Annotated in this window: 23 protein-coding genes; 11 read left to right on the top strand and 12 right to left on the bottom strand. The window is 61.3% G+C overall.

Annotation, left to right across the window (positions count from 1 at the left end):
• The first annotated feature begins 40 nt into the window (after positions 1 to 40).
• Complete coding sequence (locus NVV94_RS11010) at positions 41 to 1,150, top strand: polyamine ABC transporter substrate-binding protein (RefSeq protein ID WP_258447174.1); 1,110 nt, start codon at positions 41 to 43, stop codon at positions 1,148 to 1,150.
• A gap of 34 nt (positions 1,151 to 1,184) precedes the next feature.
• Here NVV94_RS11010 and NVV94_RS11015 read toward each other — a convergent pair whose 3' ends face one another.
• Positions 1,185 to 2,891, bottom strand: coding sequence for a sigma-54-dependent Fis family transcriptional regulator (locus tag NVV94_RS11015; protein ID WP_258447175.1), 1,707 nt, complete (start codon positions 2,889 to 2,891; stop codon positions 1,185 to 1,187).
• A 407-nt stretch (positions 2,892 to 3,298) separates the two neighbouring features.
• On the opposite strand from NVV94_RS11015, the gene NVV94_RS11020 reads away from it, so the two are divergent.
• From NVV94_RS11020 to NVV94_RS11050, 7 genes are all read left to right on the top strand, one after another.
• On the top strand, positions 3,299 to 3,562 hold the full coding sequence (locus NVV94_RS11020; RefSeq protein WP_258447176.1) for a phenol hydroxylase subunit: 264 nt from the start codon (positions 3,299 to 3,301) through the stop codon (positions 3,560 to 3,562).
• Positions 3,563 to 3,611: 49 nt separating this feature from the next.
• Entirely contained in the window at positions 3,612 to 4,607 is a 996-nt protein-coding gene (locus NVV94_RS11025; protein ID WP_258447177.1) for an aromatic/alkene monooxygenase hydroxylase subunit beta, read from the top strand.
• The gene (locus tag NVV94_RS11030; protein WP_258447178.1) at positions 4,604 to 4,873 is read left to right on the top strand and encodes an MmoB/DmpM family protein; all 270 of its coding nucleotides are present in this window, start codon (positions 4,604 to 4,606) and stop codon (positions 4,871 to 4,873) included. Before NVV94_RS11025 ends, NVV94_RS11030 begins: the two co-directional genes overlap by 4 nt.
• 39 nt (positions 4,874 to 4,912) lie before the next feature.
• Positions 4,913 to 6,463 (top strand): aromatic/alkene/methane monooxygenase hydroxylase/oxygenase subunit alpha, encoded by a 1,551-nt coding sequence (locus NVV94_RS11035; protein WP_258447179.1) that lies wholly within the window; start codon positions 4,913 to 4,915, stop codon positions 6,461 to 6,463.
• A 102-nt stretch (positions 6,464 to 6,565) separates the two neighbouring features.
• Entirely contained in the window at positions 6,566 to 6,925 is a 360-nt protein-coding gene (locus NVV94_RS11040; RefSeq protein ID WP_258447180.1) for a phenol hydroxylase subunit P4, read from the top strand.
• Positions 6,926 to 6,935: 10 nt separating this feature from the next.
• Positions 6,936 to 7,997 carry an NADH:ubiquinone reductase (Na(+)-transporting) subunit F gene (locus tag NVV94_RS11045; protein ID WP_258447181.1) on the top strand — a complete coding sequence of 354 codons (1,062 nt, stop codon included), beginning with the start codon at positions 6,936 to 6,938 and terminating at the stop codon, positions 7,995 to 7,997.
• A 92-nt stretch (positions 7,998 to 8,089) separates the two neighbouring features.
• Complete coding sequence (locus tag NVV94_RS11050) at positions 8,090 to 8,980, top strand: transporter (RefSeq protein WP_258447182.1); 891 nt, start codon at positions 8,090 to 8,092, stop codon at positions 8,978 to 8,980.
• Between the two features lie 238 nt (positions 8,981 to 9,218).
• On the opposite strand, the gene NVV94_RS11055 is transcribed toward NVV94_RS11050, so the two are convergent.
• Complete coding sequence (locus tag NVV94_RS11055) at positions 9,219 to 9,722, bottom strand: lecithin retinol acyltransferase family protein (protein WP_258447183.1); 504 nt, start codon at positions 9,720 to 9,722, stop codon at positions 9,219 to 9,221.
• 194 nt (positions 9,723 to 9,916) lie between these two features.
• Between NVV94_RS11055 and NVV94_RS11060 the strand changes: the two genes are divergently transcribed.
• Positions 9,917 to 10,591: a histidine phosphatase family protein gene (locus NVV94_RS11060; protein ID WP_258447184.1), complete on the top strand. Its 675-nt coding sequence runs from the start codon at positions 9,917 to 9,919 to the stop codon at positions 10,589 to 10,591.
• Between the two features lie 13 nt (positions 10,592 to 10,604).
• Here the strand turns inward: NVV94_RS11060 and NVV94_RS26870 are convergent, their stop codons facing one another.
• The gene (locus tag NVV94_RS26870; protein ID WP_408733495.1) at positions 10,605 to 10,730 is read right to left on the bottom strand and encodes a hypothetical protein; all 126 of its coding nucleotides are present in this window, start codon (positions 10,728 to 10,730) and stop codon (positions 10,605 to 10,607) included.
• A complete protein-coding gene (locus NVV94_RS11065; protein WP_258447185.1) occupies positions 10,685 to 10,876 on the bottom strand; it encodes a hypothetical protein in 192 nt (63 codons plus the stop codon). The genes NVV94_RS26870 and NVV94_RS11065 overlap by 46 nt, the downstream gene beginning before the upstream one ends.
• A 102-nt stretch (positions 10,877 to 10,978) precedes the next feature.
• Between NVV94_RS11065 and NVV94_RS11070 the strand changes: the two genes are divergently transcribed.
• A complete protein-coding gene (locus tag NVV94_RS11070; RefSeq protein ID WP_258447186.1) occupies positions 10,979 to 11,302 on the top strand; it encodes a hypothetical protein in 324 nt (107 codons plus the stop codon).
• Between the two features lie 66 nt (positions 11,303 to 11,368).
• On the opposite strand, the gene glcF is transcribed toward NVV94_RS11070, so the two are convergent.
• Genes glcF through glcD form a run of 3 tightly spaced genes read right to left on the bottom strand, consistent with a single transcriptional unit; the run spans position 11,369 to position 15,146 of the window.
• A complete protein-coding gene (gene glcF / locus NVV94_RS11075; RefSeq protein ID WP_258447187.1) occupies positions 11,369 to 12,586 on the bottom strand; it encodes a glycolate oxidase subunit GlcF in 1,218 nt (405 codons plus the stop codon).
• 2 nt (positions 12,587 to 12,588) lie between these two features.
• Positions 12,589 to 13,647: a glycolate oxidase subunit GlcE gene (gene glcE / locus NVV94_RS11080; RefSeq protein ID WP_258447188.1), complete on the bottom strand. Its 1,059-nt coding sequence runs from the start codon at positions 13,645 to 13,647 to the stop codon at positions 12,589 to 12,591.
• Positions 13,647 to 15,146, bottom strand: coding sequence for a glycolate oxidase subunit GlcD (gene glcD, locus NVV94_RS11085; RefSeq protein ID WP_258447189.1), 1,500 nt, complete (start codon positions 15,144 to 15,146; stop codon positions 13,647 to 13,649). Before glcD ends, glcE begins: the two co-directional genes overlap by 1 nt.
• 142 nt (positions 15,147 to 15,288) lie before the next feature.
• Here glcD and NVV94_RS11090 point away from each other — a divergent pair, with 142 nt between their 5' ends.
• The gene (locus NVV94_RS11090; protein WP_258447190.1) at positions 15,289 to 15,528 is read left to right on the top strand and encodes an OprD family porin; all 240 of its coding nucleotides are present in this window, start codon (positions 15,289 to 15,291) and stop codon (positions 15,526 to 15,528) included.
• Between the two features lie 43 nt (positions 15,529 to 15,571).
• Here the strand turns inward: NVV94_RS11090 and NVV94_RS11095 are convergent, their stop codons facing one another.
• Genes NVV94_RS11095 through glnH form a run of 5 tightly spaced genes read right to left on the bottom strand, consistent with a single transcriptional unit; the run spans position 15,572 to position 19,695 of the window.
• Positions 15,572 to 16,477, bottom strand: a complete 906-nt coding sequence (locus NVV94_RS11095; RefSeq protein ID WP_258447191.1) for a MurR/RpiR family transcriptional regulator — start codon at positions 16,475 to 16,477, stop codon at positions 15,572 to 15,574.
• A 15-nt stretch (positions 16,478 to 16,492) separates the two neighbouring features.
• A complete protein-coding gene (locus tag NVV94_RS11100; RefSeq protein WP_258447192.1) occupies positions 16,493 to 17,533 on the bottom strand; it encodes a C45 family peptidase in 1,041 nt (346 codons plus the stop codon).
• A gap of 9 nt (positions 17,534 to 17,542) precedes the next feature.
• Entirely contained in the window at positions 17,543 to 18,265 is a 723-nt protein-coding gene (gene glnQ / locus NVV94_RS11105) for a glutamine ABC transporter ATP-binding protein GlnQ (RefSeq protein WP_258447193.1), read from the bottom strand.
• Positions 18,262 to 18,918: a glutamine ABC transporter permease GlnP gene (glnP, locus tag NVV94_RS11110; RefSeq protein ID WP_258447194.1), complete on the bottom strand. Its 657-nt coding sequence runs from the start codon at positions 18,916 to 18,918 to the stop codon at positions 18,262 to 18,264. The genes glnQ and glnP overlap by 4 nt, the downstream gene beginning before the upstream one ends.
• A gap of 33 nt (positions 18,919 to 18,951) precedes the next feature.
• Positions 18,952 to 19,695, bottom strand: coding sequence for a glutamine ABC transporter substrate-binding protein GlnH (glnH, locus tag NVV94_RS11115; protein ID WP_258447195.1), 744 nt, complete (start codon positions 19,693 to 19,695; stop codon positions 18,952 to 18,954).
• Positions 19,696 to 19,917 lie beyond the last annotated feature (222 nt).

Here is a 19,917-nt window from a genome sequence, read left to right on the forward strand (position 1 = left end):
CTTGAACCCAACAATAATAAAACTGTTCTGGAGTGTTCCGATGAGCCTGAACCGCTGTTTACCCATGGCCCTGGTCACGTTGTTGATATCAGCCTTTGCCTGTACCGAGGCTTCCGAGGCAGCCAACCCCCGCGTGCATATCTACAACTGGTACGACTACATTGCTCCTGACGCGACGAAAAACTTCCAGAAGGAAACGGGCATTGACCCGGTGTACGACGTGTTCGACAACAGCGACGTCATGCAAAGCAAGGTCATGGCCGGCCGCAGCGGCTACGACGTGGTGTTCGCCGGGGGGGACCTGCTGCCGAACCTGATCAAGGCCGGCGTGCTCAAGGAACTGGATAGGGCTCAGTTGCCCAATTTGCCTCACCTGGATCCGGAAATCCTCGCCAAGCTACAGAGCAACGATCCCGGCAATCGCTACGCGGCACCCTACATGTGGGGCACGACCGGCATCGGCTACGATGCCGACAAGGTCAAGGCGCTTCTCGGCACAGACGCCCCGGTCAACTCCTGGGACCTGATCTTCAAGGAAGACAACATCGCCAAATTGAGCCAATGCGGCGTGGCCATGCTCGATGCGCCGAACGAGATCGTCCCGATCGCGCTGCATTACCTCGGGCTGCCCCACAACAGTCAAAACCCGGAAGATTACCGCAAGGCCGAAGCGCTGCTACTGAAGGTGCGGCCGCACATTCGTTACTTCGATTCCTCCAAATTCATCTCTGACCTGGCCAATGGCAACGTCTGCGTGGTGCTGGGTTGGTCTGGTGGGGTCCTGGAAGCCAAGTCTTCGGCAGAACTGGCCGCCAATGGGCGCAAGCTGCTCTACAGCATCCCTCGCGAGGGCGCACCGGTGTGGGTGGAAAGCATGGTGTTGCTCAACGATGCGCCCAATCCGAAGGAGGGGATGGACTTCATCAACTACATGCTGCGCCCGGAAGTGATCGCCCAGTCGACCAATTACCTGGGCTACCCGAATGCCAACAAGGACGCGACGGCGCTGGTCGAGCAGAAGATCAGGGACAACCCGGATGTCTATCCGTCCAGGCAGGTGCTGGAGACGCTGTTCCCGCTTGAACCCTTGCCGTTGAAGTTGGAGCGGGTAAGAACGCGGCTATGGAGCAAGGTTAAAACCGGGAACTAGCGGGGTATTGGTCGCACATCCAAAAACGATAAGCTCAACGGGCTCCAAAGCCCTCTTCTGAGGACCGTTTTTTCATTCGGTAAGCCAGGGCCGGTCGGGTCATGCCGAGCAGCCGGGCAGCCTCGGAGACGTTTTGCCGGGAGCGTTTGAGCGCAGCCTGCATCAGCGCTTCCTCCACCGCATCCAGGCCAATGCCAAGGTCGATCAGTTGGGCCACCCAGTCGATGTCGGGTGCCGGCGTCGGGTCGACCAGGTTGCCCTCGCTGCTCAAGCCGATGCTCTGGGCTTCATCGCTCAGGTGCGGGAACAGCGCCTCGACGGAAATGCTCTGGTTACTGTCGGTGATGATCACGCCCCGTTCGATGAGGTTTTCCAGCTCGCGGATGTTGCCGGGCCACTCATAGCGCAGGCAGGCTTCGAGGGCGCGATCGGAAAGGCCGAGGGTTTTCTTCTTGTAGCTGGCATGCAGTCTTTCGAGGAAGTGTTCGATCAACAGCGGAATGTCTTCCCGGCGCTCGCGCAGGGCCGGGATGCGCACCGGATAGACGTTCAAGCGGTAATACAGGTCGGCCCTGAAACGCCCATCCTTGACAGCCTGGCCGAGGTCTTCGTGGGTGGCGGCAATGACCCGTACGTCAACCTTGCGCGTCTGGCTGTCGCCGACACGTTCCAGCTCTTCCTCTTGCAATACCCGGAGCAGGCTGGCCTGGGCGCGTGGCGTCAGTTCGATGATTTCATCGAGAAACAGGGTGCCGCCATTGGCCCGCTCGAAACGGCCCATGCGCGACTGCTGTGCGCCGGTGTAGGCACCTTTTTCCACGCCGAACAATTCCGCTTCAATCAGCTCGGCGGTGATCGCCGCACAGTTCAAGGCAATGAACGGCCCCCCGGCGCGTTCGCTGCGCAAATGCAGGCTGCGGGCGATCACTTCCTTGCCCACGCCGGTTTCGCCGAGCAACAACACCGACGCCTTGCCGGGGGCTGCCTTGTCGATCAGGGTGCAGGTCTTGCGGTAGATCTGCGACTGGCCGATGCCATAGAACTGGCCGGCGCGCAGTTGCATCTGCTGGTTCAAGTTCTCGACTTGCTGCTGCAGGGTATGCAGTTCGTCGATGATGGGGTCGCTGTTGAAATAGCGCAGGAACTCGTCGGCGTCGTCCCACTCCTCGGCGGGTTTGCCGATGATCCGGCACAGCGCATCACCACAGCCACGGCAGCTGACTTCCCGGTAGATGATCTGCCGGCCGACGAAGTGCGAGGTGTAGCTGATGGCGTAGCCCAGCAGCATCCAGCAGACCGGCTGGGAGGAGTGCAGTTGCTCGCTCTGGTGATTCTCGACCTCGAAGGAGTCCTGCCACTCGATATCGGCGTAGAAGGTGCCGGCTTCCAGATCGATGTCCATTTCGCGTACCACGACCTTGACCATGCCTTTGAGCGAGTGCAATTGCGGGCCGATCAGGAACATGTCGATGTCGCCGGCATTGGGCCGCAGCTTGCGCGCAAGCTCCGCATCCTTGAGCCCGGACTGGTAGCCCAGGCGCAGGAAAAAGCCCTTGGCGCGTTCCTCGCCGATCATTTCTATCAGCTCCCGGCGGCAGGAGGCCATGGCCGACACCTGCATCAGCAACATGCGCTGCTCGTCCAGCCAGATCTTGCCCTCACTGCCGAGGAAGCGAATACGGTCGGTCAGGTCCTTGAGCTGCGGAGACACATGCTCCGAGGCTCGGTATTTCACATTCATGCAGACGAACCCCTGTTTGTATTTGTATGGGGAAAAACGAGGCGCAGCCGTTCAGGCAAGCGGCTGAGTGCGCATCGTGTGGGCCCTGTCGGCAAGGCTGCGAGTTGCCCACTTCTTCTATTAAGCGGTCAGACGGGCGCGAAATGTCAATGCCGCTTCGGTGGCGAGGTGTGCACACCACTCAACGTTTGGGTCATTTGCTCAAAGTAGCATTGACGATTGATCAAATGATCAAACCGCATCAACCAACAGACCGGCGGAAGAGGGCGCAAGGGCCTCCTCCAATCTGCTTTGTTTTGAAATAACGTTATATATATCAATGACATGTAATTAATTCGCGGCGCTTGCCAGGTCCTTGGCACAGCCGTTGCTCTGTTCTACATCAGCCCCAACCAGGAGCCTGATGCATGAGCCAGCCATCCACCCCTTTCAATGATATGCCGCGCTACGTCCGCGTGCGCAGCGGGGCCGACGACGCCTTCGTCGAGTTCGACTTCGCCATCGGCTATCCCGAGCTGTACGTCGAACTGGTCCTGCCCCGTGTGGCCTTCGAACAGTTTTGCACCAGCAACCGGGTGCAGCACATGAATGCACAGATGTCCGCGGTCATCGACGCCGACATGCAGAAGTGGCGCTACGGCAATTTGGTCGAGCAGAACCCGAGTCACTGACCCCTACGGTGTCGCTCCCTCACAACAACAATTACAGGATGCAAGCGCCATGAGCGTTGAAATCAAGACAACCACCGCCCAGACCATACGCAATACCTTCAGCCACACCCGTCGGCGTTTCGGCGACAAGCCTGCCAGCCGCTACCAGGAAGCCAGCTTCGACCTGGAGTCGGCCACCAACTTCCACTACAAGCCCTTGTGGCAGCCGGACAAGTTGCTCAACGACGCGACCCGTACCGCCGTGGTCATGGCCGACTGGTACAGCGTCAGCGACCCGCGCCAGTTCTACTACGGCGCCTACGTGCAAACCCGCGCCAAGATGCAGGAAAACGCCGAACACGACTATGCGTTCTGCGAAAAGCGCAACCTGCTCGCCGGCCTCGACGCTACCACCCGCCAACAGCTTGCCTGCATATTGCTGCCGCTGCGCCATGCCGAGCTGGGCGCCAACATGAACAACTCCAGCATCGCCGCCGACGGCTTCGGTACCAGCCTGACCCAGATGCACATGTTCCATGCCATGGACCGCCTGGGCATCGCCCAGTACCTGTCGCGCATCGGCCTGATGCTCGATGACGGCGACATCGGCCTGCTGGCCGAGGCCAGGCAGCAGTGGCTCAGCGACCCGGCCTGGCAGGGCCTGCGCCGCTATGTGGAAGACAGCCTGGTGATCAAGGACTGGTTCGAGTTGTCCCTGGCGCAGAACCTGGTCAGCGACGGTTTGCTCTACCCCTTGCTGTTCCAGAAGTTCGACGAACAGCTGTGCGCCCGCGGCGCCGGCCAGGTCGGCATGCTCACCGAATTCATGCGCCTGTGGTTCACAGAAAGCCAGCGCTGGGTCGATGCACTGGTCCGTACAGTGATCAACGAAAGCCCGGCCAACCTGGCGCTGGTGCAAGGCTGGGTCGACCGCTTGAGCCTGACAGCCGTCGAGGCCTTGCGCCCGTTGGCGGCCATGGGGCCAGGCGAAGATGCACTGGCAGCGGTGGGCGTCGAGTTTTCCGCTCGCTTGCAGAAGATTGGCCTCATGGGAGCCACCGTATGACTTCGCTCGTTTACATCGCCTTCCAGGACAACGACAACGCCCGCTACATCGTCGATGCCATTGTCCACGACAACCCCCATGCCGTGGTCCAGCACCAGCCGGCCATGATCCGCATCCAGGCCGAGGGGCGCCTGGAGATCCATCGGGCCACGGTGGAGGAGCGCATCGGCCGCAGCTGGGAGGTGCAGGAAATGCTCATCGACGTCATCACCCTGGGTGGCAACGTCGAGGAAGACGAAGACCTTTTCGCCCTGCACTGGAACTGAATTCCCTCGACCTACAACGACAAGAAACGGGAGCCCATCATGGCCGCCAAACGCCTGAACATGAAAGACAAGTACCGTTGCCTGACCCGCGACCTGGACTGGGAGCCGAGCTACCAGACCCACGAAGACATCTACCCGATGGAGCGCTTCGAAGGCATCAAGATCACCGACTGGGACAAGTGGGAAGACCCCTTCCGCCTGACCATGGACGCCTACTGGAAATACCAGGCCGAGAAAGAGAAGAAGCTCTACGCCATCTTCGATGCCTTCTCGCAGAACAACGGCCATACCAACCTGTCGGACGCGCGCTACGTCAACGCGCTGAAACTGTTCCTCAGTGGCGTCACGCCGCTGGAATACCAGGCGTACCAGGGCTTTGCCAGGGTAGGGCGGCAGTTCAGCGGCGCCGGGGCGCGCATTGCCTGCCAGATGCAGGCGATCGATGAACTGCGCCATGTGCAGACCCAGATCCACGCCATGAGCCACTACAACAAGCACTTCAACGGCCTGCATGACTTTGCCCATATGCACGACCGGGTGTGGTTCCTCTCGGTGCCCAAATCCTTCTTCGAAGACGCACGCACCGCCGGCCCGTTCGAGTTCCTCACGGCAATCTCGTTTTCCTTCGAGTACGTGCTGACCAACCTGCTGTTCGTGCCGTTCATGTCCGGTGCTGCGTTCAACGGCGACATGGCCACTGTGACCTTCGGCTTCTCGGCCCAGTCCGACGAGGCGCGGCACATGACCCTGGGCCTTGAGGTGATCAAGTTCCTGCTCGAGCAGCACGAAGACAACGTACCGATCATCCAGCGCTGGATCGACAAGTGGTTCTGGCGTGGCTACCGCCTGCTGACGCTGGTCGGGATGATGATGGACTACATGCTGCCCAACAAGGTGATGTCCTGGGCCGAGGCCTGGGAGGTGTACTTCGAGCAGGCCGGTGGCGCGCTGTTCAAGGACCTGGAGCGCTACGGCATTCGCCCGCCCAAGTACGTCGAAGAGGCGAAGATCGGCAAGGAACACATCAGCCACCAGGCCTGGTCGATCTTCTACCAGTACAGCCAGGCGACCAACTTCCACACCTGGATCCCGACCGACGAAGAGCTGGACTGGCTCTCGGAAAAATACCCGGACACTTTCGACAAGATTTACCGGCCGCGCTTCGAACACTGGCGTGCCTTGCAGGAGAAGGGCGAGCGCTTCTACAACCCGACCCTGCCGATGCTCTGCCAGGTCTGTCAGATCCCGCTGGCCTTCAGCGAGCCTGACGACCCCACCACGCTGAGCCACCGCAGTGCCGAGCACGAGGGCGAGCGCTATCACTTCTGCTCGGACGGCTGCTGCGACATCTTCACCTATGAACCGGTGAAGTACATCCAGGCCTGGTTGCCGGTGCACCAGATCCTGCAGGGCAACTGCGGTGGTGCGGATGTCGAGTCGGTCGTGCGCGACTACTACAACATCAACCCGGGCGAAGACAACTTCGAGTACCACGGCTCGGCCGAGCACCAGCGTTGGCAGCAGTGGCATCCGGCCGACAAGAGCGCAAGCCCCGCGCCTGTCGACCCGGACCTGCAGAAGGCCGGCTGACAGCCAACGGCAGCGGCGTACGCCACAGCGTACGCCACAGCGTGCGCCACAGCGCATGCCACGGCGTACGCCCACTCAATTGATTACAAGAAGGACAAGATCATGCCCGTGACTTCCATCGGCGCCTATGAGGCCCAACCCCTGGATCGCCAGGAAAATTTCAACGGTTTGCAGTTGGTGTACCTGTGCTGGGAAAAGCATCTGATGTTCTGCGCACCCTTCACCTTGCCGTTGCCGCCGACCATGACCTTCGGCGAGTTCATCGAGCAGGTGGTCAAGCCGGTGATTTCCCAGCACCCGGACGCCCCGGCAGTGGACTTCGACAACGCGCAATGGCGTTTGAATGAACAGCCCTTCACCCCGCAGAACACAGCGAGCCTTGCGGACAACCGGATTGGCCACAAAAGCATGCTGCACCTTCACACCCCAGGCCTGACCGGCATCGCTGGCACCTGCAACTGAGGAATCGGCCATGAGCTATCAAGTCACCATCGAACCCACTGGCGAGCAGATCGAGGTCGAGGAGGGCCAGACCATTCTCCAGGCAGCCTTGCGCCAGGGTGTCTGGCTGCCGTTCGCCTGCGGCCACGGCACCTGTGCCACCTGCAAGGTGCAAGTACTGGAGGGCGACGTCGACATCGGCGCTGCGTCATCCTTCGCCCTGATGGACATGGAGCGTGACGAGGGCAAGGTGCTCGCCTGCTGCGCCATGCCCCAGAGCGATCTGGTGATCGAGGCCGACATCGATGTGGACCCGGATTTCGCCGGGCACCCGGTCGAGGACTACCGTGCGCTGGTGACTGCGTTGGTCGATCTGTCACCGACCATCAAGGGCGTGCACCTGAAGCTGGACCGGCCCATGGCGTTCCAGGCCGGCCAGTACATCAACCTGCAATTGCCCGGTATCGAAGGCACTCGTGCCTTCTCGTTGGCCAACCCGCCGAGCCGCGCCGATGAAGTGGAGCTGCATGTGCGTCTGGTCGAGGGTGGCCAGGTCACCGGGCACATCCACAGTGAACTGAAGGCCGGAGATGAAGTGCAATTGTCCGGGCCGTACGGGCAGTTCTTCGTGCGCACGTCCCAGCCTGGCGACCTCATTTTCATTGCTGGCGGCTCCGGGCTTTCCAGCCCGCAGTCGATGATCCTCGAACTATTGCAGGCCAGGGACAACCGCCAGATCGTGCTGTTCCAGGGCGCGCGCAACCGCGCCGAACTCTACAACCGGGAGCTGTTCGAAGCGCTGGCCCTCGAACACCCGAACTTCACCTACGTGCCGGCGCTCAGTCAGGCTGCCGATGATCCGGATTGGAGCGGTTTCAACGGCTACGTGCATGAGGCCGCCAAGGCGCATTTCGACAGCCGCTTCAGTGCCAACAAGGCTTACCTGTGCGGGCCGCCGCCGATGATCGACGCTGCGATCACTTGCCTCATGCAAGGCCGCCTGTTCGAGCGCGACATTTTCATGGAGCGCTTCTACAGCGCCGCCGACGGCGCTACGGAGAGTACCCGTTCGGCACTTTTCAAACGTATCTAGCCCCTCTATCTGGCTACACCTCGCTCCCTCGCTCCGAGTGGGAGCGCAGGACACGCTTTGCCTGATCAAAACAATAAAAAAAGGAATCCACGATGAAGCGACACGCACACCTATGGACCGCGCTGGGCTTGCTGAGCGGACTGTGCAGCACCGTCCAGGCCACCGAAGGCGGCGGTTCGTCCTATCCCATGGGCGCCGAGAACTACATGTCCGGTGCGCTGCCGCCACCGGGGTTGTACGCGCAGTTCTTCTCTACCCACTACGAAGCCGATACCTTGCGTGGCAATCGGGGGCAGAAACTGCCGGTGGATTTTCGCGTGCGGGCCAACGCACTGTCGCCACGGTTGATCTGGGTGACCGAGCAGAAAGTGTTCGGTGGCAGCCTGGCTTTCCATGCCCTGGTGCCGCTGGTGGACCTGAAGGTCGAGGTCAACGGTCAGTCGCAGAGCAAGCAAGGGCTGGGCGACATTATCTTCGGGCCGGCGCTGGGCTTTCACCACAGTGAAAAACTGCACAGCATCCTGGCCCTGGATCTGATTGCCTCGAGCGGCGAGTACGATCGCGACGACCTGGCCAATATCGGTCGCAACTACTGGGTCATCGAACCGGTGCTGGCGGTCTCCTATATTGACCCGGACGGCCTCAACGTCGACGTCAAGACCATGTACGACTTCAACCTGGAAAACCCTGCCACCGATTACCGCTCTGGCCAGGAGTTGCATATGGACTATGCCGTGGGTTGGGGCCTGGGCAACGGCTGGGTCGTTGGCGTTGGTGGCTATGCATACCGCCAGACCACCGACGACCGCCAGAACGGCGAGCGTATCGAAGATAACAAGGGCCGTGCCTTCGCCATTGGTCCTTCGGTGAAGTACACCAGCAAGGATGGCTGGTTTCTAACGGCCAAGTGGGAGCAGGAGACCCAGGTACGCAACCGGGCCGAAGGTGAAGCGTATTGGTTGAAACTGACGGTACCGTTCTGAAACCATTGCCGAAGGTTGTCGGCGCAGGGTTTCAAGATCGCTGGGGAGCCCCTGCGGGTCTCCAGCAGCCTGACGGCAGCGGCTACGCCAATCGTGGTGCGCCCAACGTTGTCGCCAGGCCCCGACGGTCTGCGGCAGCGCTACAGATGTTCGCCACGACGCGTTCGGCGTAGCCGCTGCCGAAGGCTGCGCTGGAGCCCCGCAGGGGCTCCCCGACGATCGTGAACTCATACACATTTCAGACAGGCTGATACGCGCAACGTACCTGTTGAACCAGAACCGGCAGCACATTCAGCACCAACCGCAACGCCGACAGCGGATGAGTCAGGAACCGCCGCACCTGCTCGCTACTGCTGCGGCCATACAAGCACCAATTGCAGAAATGCTCGCAGTTGTTGGTCAACACCCGGTAATGGTTTTCACCCACCCGTGAAAGTGCCCGCCTTACCACCTCGTCCGAGCTGAACACGGCCTGCTGGCCGCAACGATACTGCACCGTTCTGCCGGCGGCGAAGCGTTCGAGGGAGAGGATTTTCACAGCCCCGCCATGCAGGCCGCCGAACAGGCCGCAATAGTGAATCACCTTGCCACCACCCAGGTAGATCCCATGATGAAAGTAGCCATTGCGGGGTGTGATCAGGTGGCTGCCAACTGGGGCCTCGATGGCGCCCTGCAGATCCAGGAGCATCCATTGGTCGATGCGTTCGGCCTGGGTGGCTGATAGTAGGGTTGTCATGTTCATGGCCGATGCTGCCTGCTGGTTTGGTCGATGCCGGGTAAGAGCCACCGCGTTTACCAGTACGGAGCACGCTTCATGCCATGCGAAAGATGCGCTCTAAATCAAGTGCTTACGTTGCTGCGTTGAACTTAAGGGTGGATCAAAGGATCGAACGGCCTTCTTTATATTGATCAAATGATGAATAGGGGCACTTCTCCGTGGATCCAAAAAACCGTCGTACCCGCGCCACTCAATTGTTTTTTTCACGTGCCTATGCGCGCACAAAGCTGCGTGCGGCATTGCTGCTGGCTGTGCTGATCCCGGCGTGGTTGCTGGCCGACCCCCTGGGCGCGCCAACGGCCGCAGACCTCAATCGCAGCAGCCCTGCGCAGGTGAACGCACTGATTTCCGAATGGCGGCGGGGCGGGGTCATCGTGCTGGTGCGCCATCTTGAGCGTTGCAGCCGGGTCGATGCCGCCTGCCTGGACGGGCGCGCTGGCATCACCGCCCGTTCGACAGCGATAGGCCAGCATATGGGCAACGAGTTTCGCGAGCTCGGCCTGGCCAATTCCGATATCTACAACAGCCCGCTCAAGCGCACCACCCAGACGGCAAAAGTCATGTTCAGCACGACCACCCAACAGCAGGACTGGCTGTACCAATGCGACCCCAGCTTTCTGGGTCACGCACTGCAACGCAAGGCGCACGGGCGAAACCTGATCCTGGTCACCCACAGCAGCTGCATGGACGAGTTCGAGCAATCGCTGGGGCTTGCGGAATCTGACCTGGACTACGGTGGCGCGCTGTTCATTTCCACCAGCGATGACAAGAAGCACAGCAAGATGCTCGGCTTTATCGATGCCGACGATTGGGATGATGTGTTTGGTGCCTGAGTGAAGCGGGTGGCTATTGGGGTAACAGAAAGATATCCGCTTGCACTGTGTTGTCGTTGTCCTTTCGCTTATCGGACGCTGAGTCATACACCACTACAACGGCGTCGGCCGATTCTCCGGCAGCGGAGTACAGGGACATGCCCTCGGCGTGGTCGGTACCCGCATCTTGGCAACCCATAGTGCATCGCCAATCTGCACGACGGCGGACAAACCATCTCGAAGTTTTTTCTTGCCCAGATTCAATTCACTGTTGAATTCCAGCAAGACCTTATCCGTGCGCGACATGGGAGTCTCCTGCTCATTGATGAAATGCTGTTCCGGCGCCACTGACTGGTACAGAGCTTAGCCTGCCTCAGGCATTTGTCAGCCGACAAGAGGCAACAAGCAATGCGTGTGGTTCCTGAAGATGTCTGCCATGATCGGGTGACAACAACCTGGAAAAAGGACGTCGCCATGAGCAGTAGTCAAGTGGATGTAGCGCAGAAAGGCCATAGCAATCAGTGGATTGCGAAGGTCTTGGGACTCTCCAGGAAAGAGGTAGATAAGTGGAAGATCAGCGAGGATCCCGACAAGAGCGAGGAGGGTTTTATTTTCGGCGATATCATCACGTTCTCGCCGGATACGCCCAGGGAGATTCTCGACAAGGCTGGGGCCGAGGAAGGCGAGTTCTCTGTCATCATCAGTGAACTGTACAAAAAAGAAGATCAATAGATCGAAGTGGCCAGCGTGAGGATTGCTGCGAATGCGGCAATCCTCAATGCTCAGATCTGGAAAGGCTTACTGAATGGCTTCTTCGACCAGTTCGATCCAGTGTCGAACGGGGGTGCGACCGGCGCCGTCGAGGTGGGTCTGGCAACCGATGTTGGCGGTCACGATGACTTGCGGCTGGCCGCTTTCCAGGGCGTTCATCTTGTTGTCGCGCAATTGCCGCGACAGTTCGGGCTGGGTGATCGAATAGGTGCCAGCCGAGCCGCAGCACAGGTGGCTGTCGGGCACGGCGGTGAGGTGGAAGCCCAGGCGCGAGAGCACACTCTCGACGGCGCCGCCGAGCTTCAGGGCATGCTGCAGGGTGCACGGGCAATGAAAGGCCAGGCGCAGATCAGTGTGTACGCCGAGCTTTTCCAGTGGCTCATTCTGCAGCACCTGGACCAGGTCCTTGCTCAATTCGCTGACCCGTCGGGCCTTTTGCGCATAGACCGGGTCGTCTTTGAGCAGGTGCCCATAATCCTTGACGAAGGCCCCGCAGCCACTGGCTGTCTGCACAATCGCCTCGGCGCCGCTTTCGATGGCCGGCCACCAGGCATCGATGTTGCGTCGGGCGCGCTCGAGGCCGGCCTGTTGGGCGTTCAAGTGGTAATCGATGGCGCCACAGCAGCCGGCCTGGCTGATCGGTACAACGCTGATGCCCAGCCTGTCCAGTACCCGTGCCGTGGCTGCATTGGTGTTGGGCGACAGGCTGGGTTGTACGCAGCCCTCGAGCATCAGTACCTGCCGCGCATGCTGTCGCGTTGGCCGGGCCAAGGCCTGGGTTATCCGGCGCGGCAGCTTGACTTGCACGGTCTGCGGCAGCAGTGGGCGCAGGCCTTCGCCGATTCTGAGCAGCGGCTTGAACAGCCCGGGGTTCGGCACCAGTGTTCGCAGGCCCTGGCGCAACAGGCGTTGGCCGGTGCTGCGCGGCACCGCTTCATCGACCACGGCGCGGCCGATATCGAGCAGGTTGTGAAAATCGACGCCGGACGGGCAGGTGGTTTCGCAGTTGCGGCAGGACAGGCAGCGGTCCAGGTGCTGTTGGGTCTTTTCCGTAACTTCGTTGCCTTCCAGCACCTGCTTTATCAGGTAGATGCGCCCGCGCGGGCCATCCAGTTCATCGCCGAGCAGCTGGTAGGTCGGGCAGGTGGCATTGCAGAAGCCGCAATGCACGCAGGTGCGCAGAATGCTTTCGGCTTCTTCGGCCCGCGGCAGGCTTTTGGCGCGTTCGCTCAAGGTGGTTTGCATCGTCAGACCTCCGCGTACAACCGGCCCGGGTTGAAGATCCCTTGCGGGTCGAGTTGCGCCTTGAGCTGGCAGTGGTAACGCAGCAATGCTGCAGGCAGTGGCTGGAAGGGGCTGTCGCTGGCGCCATAGCAGGTCGCATGACCACCGGCGGCCTCGGCGATTGCACGAACGGCGCTGGCGTCGGCCTCGGACTTCAACCAGCGCTGGGCGCCGGCCCAATCGATCAATTGCGCGCCGGGCAGGGCCAGCATGCTGGTGCCGGTCGGCAGCGACAGGCGCCAAAGTGGGCGGTTGTCACGGAAGAACGCCAGGCGCTGTTCGTTCAGGTCACACCAATAGCCAGGGTCGAGCAACTCGCCGCCGAGCAGCTCCCGGGCCGCGCCAACCGAGCCTTCGCCACCTTCCAGGCGCAGATGCAGCCGGTGCCCGTCGTGGCTGGCGGCACTGATCGGCAGCGGTTGCCGGCCCCATTCGGCGAGTTTCAACAAGGCCTGCTCGCCACTCATTTCCAGGGCGATGCTCAGGCAATGACGGGGCTTGGGCAGGACCTTGAGCGAAACCTCGGTCAACAGCCCCAGGCAGCCGAAGCTGCCCGCCATCAGCCGCGACAGGTCGTAGCCGGCGACGTTCTTCATCACTTCGCCGCCAAAGCGCAAGTGTTTGCCCTGGCCGGTAATCACCCGGGTCCCCAGCACGTAATCGCGCACCGAACCGGCCCAGGGGCGCCGTGGCCCGGAAAGCCCGGCAGCAACCACGCCGCCGAGGGTGGCGCCGGCCTCGGCATAGGGCGGTTCGCACGGCAGCATTTGCCCGGCCGCGTCCAGCGCCGCGTTCAGGTCTGCCAGCGTTGTGCCGGCGCGGGCGGTGATCACCAGCTCGGTCGGGTCGTAACTGACGATGCCGCGGTGCACGCGGGTGTCGAGCCGCTGGCCAGGTACCTGACGGCCGAGAAAGGCCTTGCTGTTGCCACCCTGGATGCGCAGCGGGATTTTTCCATGCAAGGCCTGGCAGACTTGTTCGAGCAGGTCGGCGCTGGCATCGGTGAACGCTTGGCCACGCATCAGAAACGCTCCAGTTCGGGGAAGGGCAGCTTGCCCATGTGCACATGCATGGCGCCGAACTCGGCGCAGCGATGCAGGGTCGGAATGTTCTTGCCGGGGTTGAGCAGGCCGCTCGGGTCGAAGGCCGCCTTGACGGCATGGAACAGGGTCAGCTCGTCGCTGTTGAACTGGGCACACATCTGGTTGATTTTCTCGCGCCCCACGCCGTGTTCGCCGGTGATGCTGCCGCCAACTTGCACGCACAGTTCGAGGATCTTGCCGCCCAGGGCCTCGGTCCTGTCCAGCTCACCGGGCTGGTTGGCGTCGAACAGAATCAAGGGGTGCATGTTGCCGTCGCCGGCATGGAACACGTTGGCCACGCGCAGGCCGTATTCGGCCGACAGTGCGCTGATGGCCTTGAGCACCCCCGGCAACTCGCGGCGCGGGATGGTGCCATCCATGCAGTAGTAGTCCGGCGACAGGCGCCCGATGGCCGGGAAGGCATTCTTGCGCCCGGCCCAGAATTTCACGCGCTCGGCTTCGTCGCGGGCCTGGCGTACTTCGGTGGCGCCAGCCTTGACCAGTACCTCGCGAACCCTGTTGCAATCATCCTGCACGTCGGCTTCGACGCCGTCGAGTTCGCACAGCAGGATGGCTTCGGCGTCTACCGGGTAGCCGGCGTGGATGAAGTCTTCGGCGGCGCGAATCGCCAGGTTGTCCATCATCTCCAGGCCGCCGGGGATGATGCCGGCGGCGATGATGTCGCCCACCGCACGGCCGGCTTTCTCCACTGAATCGAAACTGGCCAGCAATACCTTGGCCACCTGCGGCCTGGGCAGCAGCTTCACGGTAACTTCGGTGATGACCCCGAGCATGCCTTCGGAGCCGGTGAACAGGGCCAGCAGGTCGAAGCCAGGCGTATCCAGGGCGTCACTGCCCAGGGTCAGGCGTTCGCCGTCGACGGTGAGAACCTCCAGCTTGAGCAGGTTGTGCACGGTCAGGCCGTACTTGAGGCAATGCACGCCACCGGCATTTTCGGCCACATTGCCGCCGATCGAGCAGGCGATCTGCGAAGAAGGGTCCGGTGCGTAGTACAAGCCATGGGGCGCGGCCGCCTGGGAAATGGCCAGATTGCACACGCCAGGCTGTACGCGGGCGAAGCGTCCGGCCGGGTTTATTTCGAGAATCCGATTGAAGCGCGCCATGACCAGCAGCACGCCTTTCTCCAGCGGCAGGGCGCCGGCGGACAGGCCGGTGCCGGCACCTCGTGCGACCACGGGCACCTGCCATTGATGGCAGAGCTTGAGCAGTTTTTCGACCTGTTCAATGGAGCGTGGCAGCGCTACCAGCATCGGTGTGGTGCGATAGGCCGAGAGACCGTCGCACTCGTACGGCTTGAGTTCCTCGCGATCATGGAGGACTTCCAGATCGGGCAGCTGTTCGCGCAGTGCCTGCAGCAGTGCCGCCTTGTCGGTGTTTGGCAGGACTCCGTCGACGCGTTCGTCGTAAAGGATATTCATGATGGGCGCACCACCCTTGTGTAGTCGGTCACGGTCTACTTGCATCATTGGCCGCCGGGGTAATACTGTCCATGCTCTAAATCACTGGTCGAACCGGTTTTCTTAGAAGAAAAATCAATAAAAGCACCTTGCGCCTCCAGATGTGGTTCGTAGCGAACTGGAAGGCAATCCTGGCGCCATTCGCACCAGCAAGTTGGCTGCGTTACGCGCCAGTGGCGAGGAGGGCAAGGAATGGGAGTGGGCGACGGACGTCGCGTATGTGCTGCAGGATGGGCCGTTGAAGAGCCTGGGGTTGCGCTGGCGTTATGCGACGAATCGGTCCGATTATGCCGATAGTGCGGATGAGCATCGGGTGATTTTGAGTTATGTGGTGAATTTTTGAGGGGTGGGGCTGCTTTGCAGCCCATCGCGGTCTACCCGAAAAATCACAACGAAGCATTCAACTCATCAATCAACGCCTCACGATGCTTGAGCGCCGAAACCGCCGCTTCCCCGAGCTTGGCAGCCACCGCACTCAACAACCCCTGCGCCAGCAGCATGAACGCACACATGCTATTGCTGAAGAACAAACTGTGGTTCGGCACATAGAAACTGTGCAGCGCGACCTTGGCCAACGGTGAGCTGGCCGAATCGGTCAGGGCGATCACCTTGATCCCGTGGCGCGCAGCCACTTCGGCCGTGGCCAGGACACTGGGGGTGTACGGAAAGCAACTGGACACCACCAGTACGTCGCTCTCTTCGAGTTGTGCCAGGGCATCTGCCACGCCCTGGCGGCTGGAATCCAGCGCCGAGACGTCCGGGCGCAGCATGCCCAGCCCATAGGACATGAACAGCGCCAGCGAATTGAATTGGCGCATGCCGTGGATCCTGACGCGGTGGGCGCTGGCCAGCAACTCGACGGCCTGGACAAACACCGCAGGCTCCACCTGTTCGATCATGCTGGCGATGTTCGCGCTTTCCTGGCGGCCCAGGCGCGTGAGCTGGTTGAGGCTGTCCGCGTCCCCGGCATTGACCACCAGCCGCGAAGCCTGGTCACTGTAGAAGTGCTTGCCTTCGGTGATCTCCCGGCGAAACACGTCCTGCAGTTTGCTGAAGCCGCCATAGCCCAGGCGCTGCGCCAGGCGTGACAGGGTCGAGGCGTTGACGTCCAATTGCTCGGCCAGTTCGCTGATCGACGACACTGCTGCCCGTTGCGGTGACTCCAGCAGCGCCATCAGCACACGCCGTGAGCTGCTGCCCAGGGCGATGTCGACCTCGCGTCGCTCGATGACGTCGAGCAGCTGCTTGAGGCCGGTCACGGTGTCGGGCAATGCTGCCGGGGCTTGGGTCATGAGGTCATCCGTTGGCTATTGGGGTATCGACACGATGCCATGTGCGTCCGGGCGATCGATCGTCTGGCGAGCGTGAACTTGCCATTCTACCGCGCCAGGGCCAATCAAGAAGAGCGCGGTGGCCAAAGTGTTTTCATCGTCTGGATCGTCCACGGCGCTGCGGTAGACCGGCAGCCCGCCGCCAGAGGTATCGCGCAGGATGCTCAGCGCGGCATCGGCACTGAAGTCGGCCTTCAAGGCTTGCAGGCGTTGGTCGACGCATTGCTGCCTGGCACCGGAGCTCGCGGTGATGCGCTGTCGTACCTGGCTGAGCGACGGCGAAATCAGATGGTTCGAGTGCCCGGCCGGTTGCTCGATTGCCGTGACGCTGCTGGCTTGGGCGCTGGCTTCGACACTGACCAGGCGACGGCTGCCAGCCTGGCCGAAGGCATGATGAAAGGCCCCGGCGCGGTCCTTGCGGGTGACCACGGCAATCGCCTCGTCAATGCTGGTGGCGTCGAGCGTGGCGCGCCCGAGCACTTGCCGGGGGATGCCGCGGGGAATTTCAGCCGGGCGGATATTATTGACGGTCGCCACCAGCCCCCGCTCGTTCACCGCAAAGGTATGGCCGGGAATCGAACCGGGATAGACGAAGCTGGTGAAGGCCAGCCCTGCGTCCGGCCTGGCCTCGAGGATTGCGCAGTAGCCGCGTAGTTGCGGGAAACCGTCCTCGTTATGGGCAATCAGCGTGCCGCCCGGCACTGGGCTGAAGACCGTGGTGCAGCCATCGACGCTCTGGCTGTAGACGTAGTCGCCCCGACAGTTCCACATGAAGACTTCCGCGACCGGCAACTGCAAGCCGGCTGCCAGGCCTTCGATTTCCTGCCAGTAGCGCGGGAACTCGGCGCGTACCGTATCGCGCATCAGCAAGGCGCCTGGGGTGTGTGCCAGCGAAGCCAGGTGTTGCCAGAGGGGCAGGGGGCGCAAGTGCCTGAGCACCGCCTCGCGGCCGAAGACGCCCAGGCCGTGGCCGATGGCCTCGGCGCTGCCGGCCAGTTGGATATTTGACAAGGTCATCAGGCTACCTCAGGAAACGTGTTGGAGAAATTCACGCAGGCGTGCACTGGGCGGATTGGCGATCAGCTCGGCGGGCGGGCCGTCTTCGGCGATGCGGCCCTTGTCGATGAAGATCAGCCGGGTGGCGACCTTACGCGCAAAGTCCACTTCGTGGGTCACGATCACCATGGTCATGCCTTCCTCGGCCAGTGCCTTCATGACGGTGAGCACTTCATGGCGCAGCTCCGGGTCGAGCGCCGAGGTGGGCTCATCGAACAGCATCATTTTCGGCTTGACCGCCAGGGCCCGGGCGATGGCCACCCGTTGCTGCTGCCCGCCCGACAGCTCGGAAGGGTAGTGGCCGGCGCGATCGGCCAGGCCGACCTTGGCCAGCAATTGCGCGGCCAGGATTTCGGCATCCTTGCGGGTGCTGCCGCGTACCCGGATCGGGCCAAAGGCGACGTTTTGCAGTGCGGTCATCTGCGGAAACAGGTGGAACTGCTGGAAGACCATGCCGGCCTCCTGGCGGATCAGACGCTCATCGACCTTGGGGTCGTTGACCATCAAGCCGTCGACGATCAATTGCCCGCTGGTGATTTCTTCGAGCTTGTTGATGCAGCGCAGCAGCGTCGATTTGCCCGAGCCCGAGGGACCGATGATGACCACCACTTCGCCGCTGGCAATCTTCAGATCGATATTGTGCAGCACCTTGGTGCTGCCGAAATGCTTGTCGACATTCTTGAATTCGATCATAGGATTTTCAACCTCGTTTCCATGCGCCGCAGGGTGTAGCTCAGTACCAGGGTGATGAACAGATAAATGATGGCCACCGCCGACCAGATCTCCATCGCCCGGAAATTACCGGCAATGACTTCCTGGCCCTGACGCGTCAGTTCGGCAACGCCGATGACGATGAACAGCGAAGTGTCCTTGATGCTGACAATCCACTGGTTGCCCAGGGCCGGGATCATCCGGCGGAATGCCAGGGGCGCGATGACATAGCGCAAGGTGTCGCGTTTCGACAGGCCAAGGGCAAGGCCCGCCTCGCGAAAGCCCCGGTTGATCGACAGCACCGCGCCACGGGTGATCTCGGCGATATAGGCCCCGGAGTTGAGCATGATGGTGACGACCGCGGCGCTGAACGGATCGATACGCACGGGAATCATCAGCGGCAGGGCGAAGTAAATGAACATGACCTGCACCATGATTGGTGTGCCACGGATCAGTTCGATGAAGACCAGCGCGAGTCGGCTGCTGATGAAACCGCCGTAGGCGCGGGCGAAACCCGCGACCACGCCGATGATGGCGCCACCGATAAGGCCCAGGATCGAGATCCACAGGGTGAGCCTGGCGCCTTCAAGCAAGACCGGCAGCGCATCCCAGATGGCGTTCCATTGGAAGTGCATGCATGCATTCTCTTTTCGAGTGGAAGACAGGGTTTATTGCGGCTCGGTGCCGAACCACTTCTGGTAGATCTGCGCGTAGGTACCGTTTGCGCGGATCGTCTTGAGCGCCGCATTGACCTGTTCGCGCAACTCACTGCCCTTGGGGAAAGCGATGCCGTATTGCTGCGCCATCATTTGCTGGCCCACAGCCTTGACCTGGCCTTCGCCGGCGGTCTTGATGTAGTAGAGGACGTTAGGGGTGTCGTGCATGGCGGCATCGACCCGGCCGGTACGCAGTTCCAGGTAGGCGTTGTCGATGTTCGGAAACTGGCGCAGGTCCTGGGCCTTGAGATTGGCCTTGGCGTAGTCTGCCGAGGAAGTGCCGCTCTTGACCGCCAGGGTCTTGCCGGCGATATCGGCCTCGCCCTTGATGCTGTCGTTGTCGCTCTTGACCATCAGCAAAAAGCCGCTGTCGTAATAGCCATCGGAGAAGTCAATGGCTTGCTTGCGCTCTTCCTTGATGGTGATACCGGCCAGGGCCAGGTCGACGTTGCGGGTTTGCAGGGCCGGGATGATGCCGTTGAAATCCATGGGTTTGAGCTTGTAGGTCACACCCATCTCCTTGGCGATGGCCGCCCAGAGATCGATGTCGAAACCGACGTACTCGTTGCCTTGCTTGAACTCGAAGGGAACGAACGCCGTGTCGGTCGCCACCAGCAGTTCCTTGCCGGCGGCAAAAGTGCCCGATGCGGCGACCAGTGCCATGGCAGCCAGCGAGGCCTTCAGGAATTTCTTCATCGGTATTTCCTCTTCAGGGGGATACAGGCTCCGGTAGGCAGAGCAGTTGGGATAGCGGCAGTCAATTTTTTGAGCGGCCGGGTAGGCCGGCTCGTCTGTTCTTGTTGTGTTTGGCCCGGCTAGCCACCTGAAAGAGGAGGCGCACGAAACGAATGCTCTGGTGCAAAATATACATGCAGAAAAACTAAATGCAATATTAATTTGCGTTTATGGGTGTGTGTC

Source organism: Pseudomonas sp. LS1212, assembly GCF_024741815.1.
Lineage (GTDB): Bacteria > Pseudomonadota > Gammaproteobacteria > Pseudomonadales > Pseudomonadaceae > Aquipseudomonas.